Source organism: Pseudoalteromonas sp. HL-AS1 (assembly GCF_031198785.1).
GTDB classification, from domain to species: Bacteria; Pseudomonadota; Gammaproteobacteria; order Enterobacterales; family Alteromonadaceae; genus Pseudoalteromonas; species Pseudoalteromonas distincta.
Window position 1 is genome coordinate 256,124 of the sequence record NZ_CP133569.1, and the last position, 13,843, is coordinate 269,966.

Annotated in this window: 14 protein-coding genes; 11 read left to right on the forward strand and 3 right to left on the reverse strand. The window is 40.0% G+C overall.

What is annotated here, in order from left to right; genetic code table 11:
* Position 1: 1 nt before the first annotated feature.
* Positions 2-1,015: a UDP-glucose 4-epimerase GalE gene (gene galE, locus RB214_RS01230; protein ID WP_182193697.1), complete on the reverse strand. Its 1,014-nt coding sequence runs from the start codon at positions 1,013-1,015 to the stop codon at positions 2-4.
* A 267-nt stretch (positions 1,016-1,282) separates the two neighbouring features.
* Between galE and RB214_RS01235 the strand changes: the two genes are divergently transcribed.
* Positions 1,283-2,113, forward strand: a complete 831-nt coding sequence (locus RB214_RS01235) for an SDR family NAD(P)-dependent oxidoreductase (protein WP_002958854.1) — start codon at positions 1,283-1,285, stop codon at positions 2,111-2,113.
* The gene (locus tag RB214_RS01240) at positions 2,113-2,469 is read left to right on the forward strand and encodes an antibiotic biosynthesis monooxygenase (protein ID WP_309168028.1); all 357 of its coding nucleotides are present in this window, start codon (positions 2,113-2,115) and stop codon (positions 2,467-2,469) included. The genes RB214_RS01235 and RB214_RS01240 overlap by 1 nt, the downstream gene beginning before the upstream one ends.
* A gap of 62 nt (positions 2,470-2,531) precedes the next feature.
* Here RB214_RS01240 and RB214_RS01245 read toward each other — a convergent pair whose 3' ends face one another.
* The gene (locus RB214_RS01245; protein ID WP_002958856.1) at positions 2,532-2,774 is read right to left on the reverse strand and encodes a YdcH family protein; all 243 of its coding nucleotides are present in this window, start codon (positions 2,772-2,774) and stop codon (positions 2,532-2,534) included.
* Between the two features lie 552 nt (positions 2,775-3,326).
* Here RB214_RS01245 and RB214_RS01250 point away from each other — a divergent pair.
* The 8 genes from RB214_RS01250 to speD all read left to right on the forward strand — a co-directional run bounded on the left by RB214_RS01250 (position 3,327) and on the right by speD (position 11,164).
* Positions 3,327-3,908 (forward strand): aminodeoxychorismate/anthranilate synthase component II, encoded by a 582-nt coding sequence (locus RB214_RS01250; RefSeq protein WP_024606492.1) that lies wholly within the window; start codon positions 3,327-3,329, stop codon positions 3,906-3,908.
* A 43-nt stretch (positions 3,909-3,951) separates the two neighbouring features.
* Positions 3,952-5,112 (forward strand): HDOD domain-containing protein, encoded by a 1,161-nt coding sequence (locus RB214_RS01255; protein WP_024606491.1) that lies wholly within the window; start codon positions 3,952-3,954, stop codon positions 5,110-5,112.
* A gap of 379 nt (positions 5,113-5,491) precedes the next feature.
* Positions 5,492-6,697: an aspartate aminotransferase family protein gene (locus RB214_RS01260; protein WP_024606490.1), complete on the forward strand. Its 1,206-nt coding sequence runs from the start codon at positions 5,492-5,494 to the stop codon at positions 6,695-6,697.
* Between the two features lie 85 nt (positions 6,698-6,782).
* Entirely contained in the window at positions 6,783-7,799 is a 1,017-nt protein-coding gene (gene astA, locus RB214_RS01265; RefSeq protein ID WP_002958860.1) for an arginine N-succinyltransferase, read from the forward strand.
* 15 nt (positions 7,800-7,814) lie between these two features.
* Entirely contained in the window at positions 7,815-9,284 is a 1,470-nt protein-coding gene (astD, locus tag RB214_RS01270; RefSeq protein ID WP_309168035.1) for a succinylglutamate-semialdehyde dehydrogenase, read from the forward strand.
* Between the two features lie 132 nt (positions 9,285-9,416).
* Positions 9,417-9,764: a DUF3802 family protein gene (locus RB214_RS01275; RefSeq protein ID WP_007580087.1), complete on the forward strand. Its 348-nt coding sequence runs from the start codon at positions 9,417-9,419 to the stop codon at positions 9,762-9,764.
* A gap of 85 nt (positions 9,765-9,849) precedes the next feature.
* Entirely contained in the window at positions 9,850-10,263 is a 414-nt protein-coding gene (locus RB214_RS01280; RefSeq protein ID WP_002958863.1) for an OsmC family protein, read from the forward strand.
* 88 nt (positions 10,264-10,351) lie between these two features.
* Positions 10,352-11,164 carry an adenosylmethionine decarboxylase gene (gene speD / locus RB214_RS01285; protein ID WP_024597058.1) on the forward strand — a complete coding sequence of 271 codons (813 nt, stop codon included), beginning with the start codon at positions 10,352-10,354 and terminating at the stop codon, positions 11,162-11,164.
* 103 nt (positions 11,165-11,267) lie between these two features.
* Here the strand turns inward: speD and RB214_RS01290 are convergent, their stop codons facing one another.
* Positions 11,268-12,551 (reverse strand): aromatic amino acid transport family protein, encoded by a 1,284-nt coding sequence (locus RB214_RS01290; protein WP_024603811.1) that lies wholly within the window; start codon positions 12,549-12,551, stop codon positions 11,268-11,270.
* Between the two features lie 481 nt (positions 12,552-13,032).
* Here RB214_RS01290 and RB214_RS01295 point away from each other — a divergent pair, with 481 nt between their 5' ends.
* Positions 13,033-13,830, forward strand: coding sequence for an alpha/beta fold hydrolase (locus RB214_RS01295; protein ID WP_007580097.1), 798 nt, complete (start codon positions 13,033-13,035; stop codon positions 13,828-13,830).
* The last annotated feature ends 13 nt before the right edge of the window (positions 13,831-13,843 follow it).

Below are 13,843 nucleotides of genomic sequence, written 5' to 3' on the forward strand. Positions count from 1 at the left end.
ATTAACTCTCCAACCCACTTGGGTAATTAGTTTGCCAGCGCCATGTGTCGTTTGTCATGTCGCTAAGTGTTAGTTCTGCGTGCCAGTTAAGTGTGTTTTGCGCTTTTGTGGCATCGGCGTAGTTACAGGCAATATCACCTGCACGGCGCGGTGCAATCTTATACAGAATATCTTTATTGGCTGATGCGCTAAATGCTTTAATCATATCAAGCACAGAATAACCTTGCCCGGTGCCTAAGTTGTAAGCATGAAAGGCGGTATCTGTTTTATGCTGCATAAATGCCGCAACATGACCTTTCGCTAAATCTAAAACATGAATATAGTCGCGCACGCCTGTGCCATCTTCGGTGTCGTAGTCGTCACCAAAAATATTAACCACGTCGCGTTTGCCTACTGCAGTTTGAGCAATAAAAGGCATTAAGTTATTAGGAATACCATTAGGGCTTTCACCTAATAAACCACTTGGGTGTGCACCTACTGGGTTAAAATAACGAAGCGCAATACCCATAAATTGACTGTTGGCATTACATACGTCTTGCATGGCTTGTTCAACCATGACTTTAGTCCAACCATAAGGGTTAGTTGCGCGTATAGGATGCTTTTCGTCAATAGGGAGGTAGTCTGGCTCGCCGTACACCGTAGCCGATGAGCTAAATATAATATGGTTAACGCCTTCATCTTGCATGTTTTGTAGCATGCTTAATGTGCCCGACACATTATTTTGATAATAACGCAGTGGTTGCTCAGTTGATTCGCCAACGGCTTTTAAAGCCGCAAAGTGAAAAACAGCTTCGGCTTTAGTCTGTTTTAGGGCGAGCTTAAATTGTTGCTCGTCTTGAATGTCACCTAAAATAAACTCAAACCGAGTACCTGTAATCTTTTCGAGTTGGTCAAGTACCCGCGCACTTGCATTAGACAAGTTATCATAAATAACAGGTGTAATACCTGCTTCATGCAATGCAATACATGTGTGGCTACCTATGTAACCCATGCCGCCAGTAACTAAAACTCTCATATTATTTCTCGAAAAGTGTATTTATATGATAAATACTACTATTAAGGGGGTTTAAAAACAATAGTTATGATTGCTGGGTAATTCAAATAAAAGCATAAAAAACATTCAGCTTAAACACTTACCTGCCTTTTAAAGGAATGCTTTTATATTAACTAACATAGGCTTAGCTTTATCAATTAATTCTATAAACTGATTCAACTATTGGCCTAATTATCAGCAGTAAGTCGGGGTGCTAATATAGCGAAAATAAAGTAAGGAGAGATCAACATGAACAAAACAATTTTACTTACCGGCGCAACCGATGGCATTGGGCTAGAAACGGCAAAGATGTTATTAGCACAAGGTCACACCGTATTATTACATGGCCGCAGCCAAGCAAAGCTAAATGCGCTACAAGTAGCTTTAACCGAGCAATACCCAAATGCAAGTACACATACTTATATTGCTGATTTAAGCGATATGAGCCAAGTTCAAACTTTGGCAAAAAATGTATTAGCCGATTTGGCCGAAAATAATAACCAGCTTGACGTACTTATTAATAATGCAGGCGTTTATCAATTAGTTGATGCTACAACAATTGACGGCCTTGATGCTCGCTTTGTTGTAAACACGATTGCGCCATATCTTCTTACAAAACTATTGTTACCTGTTCTTGGTCATGATTCGCGAGTGGTTAATGTGTCATCAGCTGCGCAATCAAGCGTTAACTTAAATGCACTTATAGGTAACACTGAACTTTCTGATAGTGCGGCTTATGCACAAAGTAAATTGGCTATTACTATGTGGTCGCGTCATTTAGGGCTTGAGCTTAAAGATACTGGGCCATTAGTTGTATCGGTAAACCCTAAATCGTTACTGGGAAGCAAAATGGTAAAAGACGCTTACGGTATAGATGGTGGGGATTTAAAAATTGGCGCAAATATTTTTTGTCGCGCAGCGCTTAGTGATGAATTTAAAGATGCCGCAGGCCTGTATTTTGATAACGATACAGGACGCTTTGCGCCTCCTCATGTTGATGCACTTGATAATGCTAAAAATCAACAACTCGTAGATACGTTAGACAGTATTTTAGCACAGCTTAAATTAGGTAAAGCATAATGAAAAATCATGTTACCTGGACAGTACAAGGCCAAATTAAAGAAGGTAAATACGATGAGTTTTTACTGGTAATGGCACAATTAGTTACTTTGGCTAAAAGTGAAGCGGGCACTTTAATGTATGAGTGGACAGTAGGTGAAGACAAGCGCAATGTACATATTTACGAGCGTTACCAAGATGAAGATGCTGCTAAAGCGCATCTTGCTGGTTGGGGCGAAAGTGGCCCACTATTTTTAAGCGTAGTTGATATGGATAAAGTAACGGTATTTAGTCAATTATCAGAAGAGTTTGCACAAGCCTTTGCAGGCCCAAGCAGTGTATTTATGAAACCTGTGGGTGGCTTTGTAAAGTTTTAGAGAAAATACCCATTGTTGATCTAAAGAGCTCACCTCATCAGTGAGCTCTTTTTTTAGTGGCATTACTGCTCTTGCTGCAAGCGCTCGTATAGCCAATCTTTTAATTCTGTACGTTCGTGTTTTAATAGATGCATTTGTTCATCGCTTATGGGCGCATCTTTGAGCTCTAACACTCTAATCTCTTTATCTAGCTTGTCGTACTTATCTGCTTTTTTTGCAAATTCAGTATCGCTTTCATTTAACTCGGCAATGGTCTTTAAGTACTCTGGAAAGTCATTTGTTAATGAGTGGTCTTCGCCTAACATATTCGCTCCTTAGTAGGATATAAATGAGCTCACAAGTAAGTGAGTTGTATAAGTGAATTACTGCCTTTCATATAATACACTGGGGCTTACATAGATATAATTCAACCATCGAGCCGCTAATTTGATGTAGCACAAGCAATCTGTTTATTTTGCTCAGTAAGGCATTTCACCAAAGTATTTAATAGTGCGATCAATAAATGCACGTACTTTAGAGGTCAATAATTTATTGTTGGGGTATACAGCCTACGTAGGTGTGTTAACTACTCGCGAAAAGCTTAAAACTCGATATTATTGCTCAAGGTGCAAGGAATCTCTGGCTTGAGAGAATAAATTTAAATATCACCATGATTTAATACGTTAATAAATCTCTTAACCAGAGTTCGGGTTAAGTGAACCAGTACCCACTAAAGACTTTAAAGAACTTTTAGCAAAAACAGTTAATTTTTAACGCTTTTTGCTAATTTATGTTGGCTAGTTAATAGTGGTAGAATGCAACGCTTAGTACCGCTTGCGTGAAGTAAGTGGTCAATAATTTATAAGGTTTGTTGTGTAATGCTGTTAATGATCGATAACTACGATTCGTTTACTTACAACTTAGTGCAATATTTTCAGCGTTTAGATCAAGACGTTTTAGTAAAACGTAATGACGAGCTAAACATTGCACAAATAAAACAGTTAAACCCGCAGCACATCGTGTTATCGCCGGGACCATGCACGCCTAACGAAGCGGGTATTTCATTAAATGTTGTTGAGCAACTAAAAGGACAATATCCTATTCTAGGGATTTGCTTGGGGCATCAAACTATCGCGCAAGCTTTGGGGGGAGATGTAATTCGTGCTAAAAAAGTTATGCACGGTAAAACATCACCCATAGTTCACACTAATAAAGGTGTGTTTAAAGGTTTAGCTAACCCGTTAACAGTATGTCGTTATCATTCTTTAGTGGTTAAAGCGCAAACTCTACCTAAAGAGCTTGAAGTAACAGCATGGACTCAGACTGAGCAAGGCGAGTTTGACGAAATTATGGGATTACTTCATAAAGAATTAGCAATCGAAGGTGTGCAGTTTCATCCCGAAGCTATTTTAACTGCTCAAGGCTTAGAACTGCTTGATAACTTTTTAACTCGCTTCTAATGTTATAATACACATAGCATTTTATACTTTATTAATGGATGTCATGACTGAACTTGTAGCCCAGCAGCGTACTGCCAAAATACTAAGCCAACGAGCTCATGACTTATTGCTTGGGCATAGCTTTGCGCATCAGCAAATTGGTTTCATTCATACATTAGATATAGATTACGGCGAACCCATGAAGCAGCGTACCTTGCTTCAGGTTGAAGTGGCCGCACAGAATAAACGCCAGCAAAGCAGTACTGCACATCATAAATATCGCGCGCAAGCAAGTGAGCAACTACACAAAACAATTGAAACAGCTATATATAAGCAGCTCGAAGATATAGATGGTGTAATTCATAGCACCATAGGTATTGAAGATGGCATTGCCAATATACTCGATATATTAGCGGTAAAGTCGGCATCGGTAGGGCGTTTAGAGCCATTGGTTAATGATTTAAGCTGGTTGGGTAGGGAGTTAGTAACGCTCGTTAATTTACCTTACTATCGTAATCAACGTAGTAAAAACACGTCTGTAAAAGTAGATAAGCCATCGCTTGCTCTTCGCTATATTGGTCTTGATAACTTACAGCTAGTTATACCTACATTTGCTGCGCGTCATTGGATGCCACATAGCACCGAGCCATTTTCATTATTAAAACGCCGGCTACGCGACAGCGCGATGGCAAACGCGATTGCTGCGCAAAAAATTGCACAAATTAATAATGTGAACGACGTTCATGCATTTACCCTTGGTATGCTTTTAGATGTAGGGCGAATTGCATTGGTGCGTTTGTACTTAAAAACGTTTGAGAAAGTATGGCAACGTAAAGTGCAGTTAGCCCGAAATGAAAACCAAAAAGATTTACACACCGCATTATTAGAGCTACAGCCCGACCCGCTATTTTTAACCACTCTACTTAGCAATAAGTCGATAGAGGTAAGCGCCAAAGTAATAGACAAAATGGCTTTTAAATATTTACCGTTTAAAGGTGTAATGCAGCAGCTAGTAAATGGGGTAGATAAGGGCGATACATTACTGCCGTTAACACAAGTAATGCTAAAGGCACGTTGCTACTCTCAATATCTTAATCTAAAAGAGCATCAACTTATTGAGCCTGACGAAACTCTAAGCTGGTTTTCGTACTTTAAGTTCACTAAAACGGAACTAAAAACCCTCCAATCGAGTAATTTTACCAATTTAGCTATTCAAATTGACTAAAAATCTGAATTTTTTGTTAATTTTTTTGCGACTAACCATTCATTCTCACTCTATTTTTATATTGCATATTTGCCGATTAAAGCGTGTGCGCCTCTGTACTCATGCGGTTAGTTGCCTAAAAATAAGCATAAATAGCTATGCAAATAGTTATTCACTATCTATGAAATAATATCTTTAGCCCTTTATTTTCAAGGGATACATGAAAGTTTTTAACGAGACAGATATAAGTAATTCTGAAATAATGTGCGTCTGAAAATTGAACCACAAAGCAATTTTGCGCAATTATCAGGTTACTGATCTTGCCTATAAAGTTGGTTACAAATATTAACCAAACACCTATTTTGATGTTTTGTGTTGCTCACAATTAAGAGGAAATAAAATGACAGTCAATCGCGAATTATTTGATCACGTAATGGTTCCTAACTACGCACCTTCAAGCGTAATTCCTGTTCGAGGCGAAGGCTCTCGCGTATGGGATCAACAAGGTCGAGAGTTTATCGACTTTGCTGGTGGTATTGCAGTTAACTGTCTTGGCCATTGCCACCCTGCATTAGTAGGCGCATTAAAAGAGCAAGGCGAAAAAATCTGGCATCTATCTAACGTAATGACCAATGAGCCGGCACTTCGCCTAGCTAAAAAAATGGTTGATGCGACATTTGCTGAAAAAGTTTACTTTGCCAACTCTGGCGCAGAAGCAAACGAAGCCGCGCTTAAATTAGCGCGTCGTTTTGCACTTGATAAGTTTGGCGCAGAAAAATCACAAATCATCGCGTTCAACAAAGGTTTCCACGGTCGTACATTCTTTACCGTAACTGTTGGCGGCCAAGCTGCATATTCAGATGGTTTTGGCCCTAAGCCTGGCGACATTATACATTGCGATTACAACGACCTAGCTGCTTTTGAAGCACTTATCAGCGATAAAACATGTGCCGTAATGATGGAACCTCTACAAGGTGAAGGCGGTATTGTTTCACCAACTGATGAGTTTGCTCAAGGTGTTCGCGATTTATGTACTAAACATAACGCACTGCTTATTTTTGATGAAGTTCAAACAGGTGTTGGTCGTACTGGCGATTTATATGCATACCAAGGCTTAAACGTAGTACCTGATATTTTAACTTCGGCTAAAGCACTTGGCGGCGGTTTTCCTATTGGCGCTATGATCACAACAACTGAAATTGCACAGCACCTTAAAGTAGGCACACATGGTTCTACTTATGGCGGTAACCCGCTTGCGTGTGCTGTTGCAGAAGCGGCATTTGATACAGTAAATACCCCAGAAGTACTGGCTGGCGTAAAAGAAAAAGCCGCATTATTTAATGAACTACTTAGCGCGGTTAACGAAAAATACAACGTATTTAGCGAAATCCGTGGCCAAGGTTTATTAATTGGTGCAGTAGTGAACGAGCAATACAAAGGTCGTGCAAAAGAGTTTTTAGTGGCAGGTACTGAGCAAGGCCTTATGTCACTAGTTGCCGGTGCAGACGTAGTACGTTTCACTCCATCTTTAGTAATTCCTGAAGCGGACATTCGCGAAGGTATGGCACGCTTTGAAAAAGCAGTAGCAAGCGTAGTAAACGCATAAGCGACTTAAGCCAACCAATTAAGGGCAAGCACCGCTTGCCCTGCAATTCCTATTTACCGTTATTTATAAGGGAGCAAGCGGACTCATGATGATCCTTCGCCCAATCCAGCAAAATGATTACTCAGCATTACTGAAAATTGCCCACGAATCTGGGCATGGTTTTACGTCTTTGCCATTAAACGAAGAACTATTGCAAAAGAAAATAGACCATTCTGTAAGTTCATTTGCTAAGCAAACGTCACAACCCGGTGACGAAGGCTACCTGTTTGTTCTTGAAGATAGCGAAACCGGTGATGTTGTAGGTACGTCTGCAATTGAAGCTGCTGTAGGGCTTGATGATGCATTTTATCATTATCACTTAAGTAAAGTGATTCACTCTTCGCGCACATTAGACGTATACAAAGCGGTTGATATTTTAACGCTATGTAACGACTACACAGGCGCTACAGAGCTTTGCACATTGTTTTTAAAAGATGGCTATCGTAAAAATTGTAACGGTAAGCTACTTTCAAAAGCGCGCTTTATGTTTATAAAGCAGCATCAAGAGCGTTTTGCACAAACAGTGATTGCAGAAATGCGCGGTGTGTCTGACGAAAATGGCAGTAGCCCTTTTTGGCAGTGGCTTGAAGAGCACTTTTTCTCAATGGATTTTCCAACAGCCGACTACCTAACAGGTATTGGCCAAAAGGTTTTCATTGCTGAACTAATGCCTAAATACCCAATTTATGTAAATTTGCTAAGTAAAGATGCGCAAGCCGTAATAGGTAAAGTACACGACAACACACGCCCAGCAATCGAGTTATTAAAAAGCGAAGGCTTTACGTTTAATGGCTACGTAGACATTTTTGACGGCGGCCCAACGGTTGAAGCAAAAGTAGATAACATTGCGACGATTCGTAATGCAAATAACTTTAACGTTGAAATTGGCGAAATGACTGGCGACACCATGGTGTTACTAGCTAACGAAAAGCTTGAAGATTTTAGAGCAACCGTTGCACCAATGACATTTGACGAGCGCGCAAAAAGCCTTATTTTATCGCAAGAAGTAGCAGATGCATTGCATTTGCAAACTGGCGATATTGTTAGTGCAACCACGATTTAATTTAGGAGAAAGTATATGACTCATCCTGCACAATTTATTAATGGTCAATGGTCACAAGGCCAAGGCACAGAATTTAATTCAGTAAACCCTGCAAATAACGACGTTATTTGGCAGGCTTCATCGGCAACTGCGGCGCAAGTAGACACCGCAGTAAATGCAGCGCGCGAAGCGTTTTATGCATGGGCTGATAAAAGCTTTACTGAGCGTTTAGAAATAATTAAAGCATTTGCAGCGCAATTAAAAGAAAACAGCGAAGAGCTCGCTATTACTATTGCACAAGAAACAGGTAAGCCACTGTGGGAAACTCGCACAGAAGCGGGTGCTATGGTTGGTAAAATTGCCATTTCTGAAAAAGCATTTTTAGAGCGCACTGGCGACGTAGAAAACGCAATGCCACTTGGCCGTGCAATGATCCGTCATAAGCCACATGGTGTTGTAGCCGTATTTGGTCCGTATAACTTTCCAGGTCACTTACCTAATGGCCACATTGTGCCAGCGCTTTTAGCAGGTAACACGGTTGTGTTTAAACCGTCTGAACTTACTCCTAAAGTAGCTGAGCTTACGCTTAAACTGTGGGAAAAAGCAGGTTTACCAGCAGGTGTCATTAACCTTGTACAGGGTGAAGTAGAAACGGGTAAAGCTCTTGCTGCTCACAAAGGTATTGATGGCTTGTTCTTTACGGGTTCTTCGCGTACTGGTCATATTTTACATGAACTGTTTGCGGGTCAACCGGGCAAAATTTTAGCGCTAGAAATGGGTGGTAATAACCCACTTATTATTACTGATGTTGAAGACACTAAAGCGGTTGTTCACGATATTATTCAATCAGCGTTTATCTCAAGTGGCCAGCGTTGTACGTGTGCACGTAAACTATTTTTACCAACGGGTAGCAAAGGTGATGTGATACTGGAGCGTTTAATCACAGCAACTAAAGCGATTAAAGTAGGTAATTATGACGATGCAGACCAGCCATTTATGGGCTCTATGATTTCATCAGCTGCAGCTGCAGGCATGGTTAAAGCGCAAAACGAGCTTGTTGAGCTTGGTGGTGAAGTATTAGTAGAACTTGAGCACACAGCTAATACTGGCTTTGTAACACCAGGTATTATTGAGTGTACAAATATTAGTGACTTCCCAGATGAAGAGCATTTTGGACCACTTTTAAAAGTGTTCCGCTTTGACGACTTTGACCAAGCCATTGATAAAGCAAACGATACAACCTTTGGTTTATCGGCTGGTTTATTAAGTGACAGTGCAGCAGATTACGACCATTTCTTACGTCGTATTCGTGCAGGTATTGTTAACTGGAATCGCCCAATTACTGGCGCATCAAGCGCAGCACCGTTTGGTGGTATTGGCGCATCGGGCAACCACAGAGCAAGTGCGTATTACGCAGCCGATTACTGTGCATACCCAGTTGCTTCGGTAGAGCTTGAAAAAGTAGCTATGCCAGCAACACTAAGCCCAGGCTTAAAAATAGATTAAGTAGTAATACTACTTAATTATTATAAAAGCAGCTTCGGCTGCTTTTTTTGTATTGCTAACGCGCAAAGCTAGCAATCAACAGCGCTTTCTGCTTAAATCAAAAATAATTAATTATACAAAGGTGGTACAAAAATGGTTTTAGATAGGCAAGGGTACGATGATTTGATCATGTATCTAACTCAAAATTTAGCATTGTTTGAGAAGCCAGGCGAAATAAAACCAGGTGCCCCAACAGTAATGGAATTAATCGAAGACGTTATTGCACAAAATGTGATGCTTATTTGCGAGCAGCACACAAACCTCAACACAGAGCAGCGTAGTCAAATTGTACGCGAAGTTGATGGCATTGTTTACGATTTAGAAGAAGTCCTCAGCAGCATCACCTCACAGCCTGTCACGGTTGAACAGCATGCCTTTATAGATGAATTTGCAGGTTTAGTAAAAAACCTCTTTGATAGCGCTTTAACGCAACAATCTTAGTCATTTTATAGCCCTGCGTTGCATTTTCATTTGCAACTACGGCTAACTTGCTTACAATCAAGAAAATATTTTTTGAGATATAACAATGCAAGCAAATGTAAAATGGGTTGAAGGCGATACGTTTATTGGTCGTTCTAATTCTAACCACAATGTTGTGTTTGATGGCGGCAGCGATAGTGCAGCACCAAGCCCAATGGAAATGGTTTTAATGTCAGTTGGCTGTTGTTCATCAGTTGATGTGGTTAGTATTTTAAAAAAAGCCAAACAAGATTTTTCAGATGTACAAGTACAACTAAGTGCAGAGCGCGCCGAAACAGCCCCACGTGTGTTTACCAAAATCAACTTACACTTTGTTGTTAAAGGCAATAATGTGTCTGAAAAGCACCTTGCACGCGCCGTTTCACTCTCTGCTGAAAAGTATTGCTCAGTTGCATTAATGCTTGATAAAACAGTAGAAATTACGCATAGCCACGAAGTTGTGCAAGATCAAGCAAAATAACGCTTTTTCCACGAGGGAAATTCGTATAAAATCCGCGAACTTTTCATTCTGCAGGTGCAGAACCCACTAATTTATAGGTTGGTTTATTATGAACAAACCCTTCGATAAACTTAAACTTCATGGCTTTAACAATTTAACCAAAAGTTTAAGCTTTAGTATTTATGATATTTGTTACGCAAAGACCGAGCAACAACGTAAAGAATATATTGAATATATCGATGAGCAGTACAGTGCAGATAGACTAACCGACATTTTAGGTGAAGTTGTTGATATTATTGGTGCTAACATTTTAAATGTAGCGCGCCAAGATTATGAACCGCAAGGCGCAAGTGTCACTATTTTGGTTTCAGAAGAACCAGTAGAAGAGCAGCAAAATTACGATGCTGACGAAGCACCAGGCCCATTACCTGATTCAGTTGTTGCGCACCTAGATAAAAGCCACATTTGTGTACACACATACCCAGAAGCTCACCCTGATGATGGTATTTGTACATTCCGTGCTGATATTGAAGTGTCTACTTGTGGCATTATTTCGCCACTTAAAGCGTTAAACTTCTTAATTCATAGCCTTGAATCAGACGTAGTAACAATTGACTACCGCGTTCGTGGTTTTACCCGCGACATAAACGGTGTTAAGCACTACATTGATCATGCTATTAGCTCGATTCAAAACTTCATGACAGAAGATACCAAAGAAGCGTACCAAATGATGGACGTGAACGTGTATCAAGAAAACCTGTTCCATACTAAAATGATGTTAAAAGAAACCGACTTAAATACCTATTTATTCGGCCTTTCTACTGATGAGTTATCGGACGAAGAAGAAGACGAAATTCGCTCTAAGCTGACTCGCGAAATGCAAGAAATATTCTATGGCCGTAACCTGCCAGATACAGAATAATAGCAACGAATTAAATTAAAAATGGCGCTCAGTGAGCGCCATTTTTTTATGGCTAAAAAAGCCCAGCTAATTAAATTAGCTGGGCTTTTGAATATATAGCGTATTAATTAATCATGCTGTAAATAAGTGCAAATACAGCAAGTGAGCCAACCGCTAATATAAATAGCGTGCTTAATCGGTTGCGGTATTTATGAAGTGCAGGCACTTTATAAACTGCAATCATTGGCATGATGAATAAGATCATTGCGATGATAGGGCCCGATAACTGATCCATCATGTCTAAAATACTTGGGTTTTTAACCGCACAAAACCAAATAGCTAAAAACATAATGAGTACGCCAATTTTATCGGCCGCTTTTGCGCTTAAGCTTGTTTGTTTAGTTACTAAACCCGTAAAGCTTTCACGCGCTCCTAAAAAGTGACCCAAAAACGACGATGTAATAGCAATAAATGCAACAAGCGGCCCAAGTGTGGCAATAAACGAGTTATCAGTAATATTAGCAAGGTAGGATAAAACCGATACGTTAGCGGCTTTAGCAGCGGCCATTTGCTCGCCTGTAAGCGACAGCACGCAAGAGAACACAAATAACAGTACAAAGGTAATAAGTAGTAAGCTAGTGCGCTTTAAAATCGCCTCAGACTTATGTGTAGCTTGTTCACCGTAGTGACCGCGTTGCACGTTTACAAAGCTTGAGATAGCCGCTGCGTGGCTAAACGAAAACACAATAATAGGAATCGATAACCACAACGTTTTACCAAAGCTGCCCATTTCAGGCAGTGTCATATCTGGCATTTGCCAGCTTGGGATTAAATAAAGTGATAAAAAGAACAATATACCCACAAGCGGATAAACTAAAATAGCAAAGGCACGCAGCATTAAGCGCTCTCCGCCCATCATTAAGCTAATCATACCTGCAACTAATACACCCGAAAGCAACACGCGAGAAGGTGATTCCATCCCCATTTGATTAACCATAAAGCTATCAACGGTATTGGTTAAGCCCACACCGTAAATAAGCAAAATTGGGAATATAGATAAAAAGTACAATAAAGAAATTAACCGCCCCGCAGTCACACCAAAGTGTTCTTCAACTACATCGGTAAAATCGGCATCTTTATTTTTTGATGAAAGTACAAAACGCGCTAATCCACGGTGTGCACAAAAGGTCATTGGAAATGCTAAGCATGCCAAAATAATTAACGGCCAAAAACCGCCAATGCCAATATTAATAGGTAAAAATAAAATACCCGCACCAACGGCGGTACCAAAAAGGCTTAAAGTCCACTGCGTATCGTGCAGATTCCATTTAGAAGTGGGTGTGTTTGAAGGTGTGTGTGCACCTGTTGTTGATGCATTTGAAAGCGTTGCATCTTGAGATGTTGTCATGTGTGTGTTTATCCATTATTTAAATAATAATCGCGCGCAAGAATATAGTTTTTAGCTAAAAATTTCATGTTTTGAGAGGATTTGTAGACTAATTAATTAGACCAAATTGAAGGGTAAGTGTCATGAATACGAAACAGCGGTGTAAAAGTGAGCAAAAGCCTTAAATGGCAAGCCACATTATAGAGTTACTGTACGGGGTAGGTTGGTTAGTTGGAGCGAAACCCAACACGCTATAGCGTCACGCGAGCAGGAAAGCCGAGGAAGGCCGAGGAAGGCCGAGGAAGGCCGAGGAAGGCGGTTTTCATAACGTAAAAATAGGGGAAGGTCATTTTTATTGGTTTTCATTTAAAAATCAGAATCTGCTCCCAAAAGCTGTTAAGTAGAAGCCATTGATCTGAACTTCATAAGAGATTTTTATTAAACTCCGTTATACTTCCTGCAATTGAATATGCCAAACGAAGTAAATAGGCCACTAACTGCAATGAGCAAAGAGATTCTCTTCCATACTACTTTTGCGCACGAAACCAGTAAAACATGGGTTGTATTTGTCCATGGAGCAGGTGGTAGCTCGGCAATTTGGTTTCGTCAGCTTAAGGCTTATAAAAAAGAATATAATGTATTGTTGCTTGATCTTCGTGGTCACGGTAAATCGAATAACTTAGTACAAAACTTTGTTGATAATAATTATTCGTTTAATAATGTCTCTAAAGACATTATAGATGTGTTAGATCATAACAATATCACCAGCGCACACTTTGTTGGCATTTCATTGGGCACAATTATTATTCGAAATATTGCTGAAATTGCGCCGCAATATGTTTCTAGCATGGTGCTAGGTGGAGCGGTTACTCGTTTTAATACTCGCAGTAATACATTGGTTTATTTAGGTAATACTTTTAAACACTTCTTGCCTTATATGTGGCTGTATCGCTTATTTGCTTTTATCATGATGCCGAAAAAGCGTCATAAAGAATCTCGACTTTTGTTTGTTCGTGAAGCAAAACGCTTGTGCCAAAAAGAGTTTATAAAATGGTTTAAATTAGCCATGGACGTAAATCCTTTAATGCAATACTTCAAAGAAAAAGACATTGATATTCCCATTCTTTACATTATGGGCAAAGAAGATCATATGTTCCTTGGCCCTGTTAAAGAAATGGTTAAGCGTCATAAAAATAGCGTACTGCAAACTATTCACCATTGTGGCCATGTTTGTAATGTGGAGCGTCCTGACTTATTCAATCAGCACTCGCTTGCTTTTATCGCCCAGCAAAATCGTTAAGGGTTGTAGAAGG

Excerpts from the sequence above, each read along its gene's own strand:
- galE (WP_182193697.1), bottom strand. The coding sequence starts at position 1,015 with ATGAGAGTTTTAGTTACTGGCGGCATGGGTTACATAGGTAGCCACACA.
- RB214_RS01235 (WP_002958854.1), top strand. The coding sequence starts at position 1,283 with ATGAACAAAACAATTTTACTTACCGGCGCAACCGATGGCATTGGGCTA.
- RB214_RS01240 (WP_309168028.1), top strand. The coding sequence starts at position 2,113 with ATGAAAAATCATGTTACCTGGACAGTACAAGGCCAAATTAAAGAAGGT.
- RB214_RS01245 (WP_002958856.1), bottom strand. The coding sequence starts at position 2,774 with ATGTTAGGCGAAGACCACTCATTAACAAATGACTTTCCAGAGTACTTA.
- RB214_RS01250 (WP_024606492.1), top strand. The coding sequence starts at position 3,327 with ATGCTGTTAATGATCGATAACTACGATTCGTTTACTTACAACTTAGTG.
- RB214_RS01255 (WP_024606491.1), top strand. The coding sequence starts at position 3,952 with ATGACTGAACTTGTAGCCCAGCAGCGTACTGCCAAAATACTAAGCCAA.
- RB214_RS01260 (WP_024606490.1), top strand. The coding sequence starts at position 5,492 with ATGACAGTCAATCGCGAATTATTTGATCACGTAATGGTTCCTAACTAC.
- astA (WP_002958860.1), top strand. The coding sequence starts at position 6,783 with ATGATGATCCTTCGCCCAATCCAGCAAAATGATTACTCAGCATTACTG.
- astD (WP_309168035.1), top strand. The coding sequence starts at position 7,815 with ATGACTCATCCTGCACAATTTATTAATGGTCAATGGTCACAAGGCCAA.
- RB214_RS01275 (WP_007580087.1), top strand. The coding sequence starts at position 9,417 with ATGGTTTTAGATAGGCAAGGGTACGATGATTTGATCATGTATCTAACT.
- RB214_RS01280 (WP_002958863.1), top strand. The coding sequence starts at position 9,850 with ATGCAAGCAAATGTAAAATGGGTTGAAGGCGATACGTTTATTGGTCGT.
- speD (WP_024597058.1), top strand. The coding sequence starts at position 10,352 with ATGAACAAACCCTTCGATAAACTTAAACTTCATGGCTTTAACAATTTA.
- RB214_RS01290 (WP_024603811.1), bottom strand. The coding sequence starts at position 12,551 with ATGACAACATCTCAAGATGCAACGCTTTCAAATGCATCAACAACAGGT.
- RB214_RS01295 (WP_007580097.1), top strand. The coding sequence starts at position 13,033 with ATGAGCAAAGAGATTCTCTTCCATACTACTTTTGCGCACGAAACCAGT.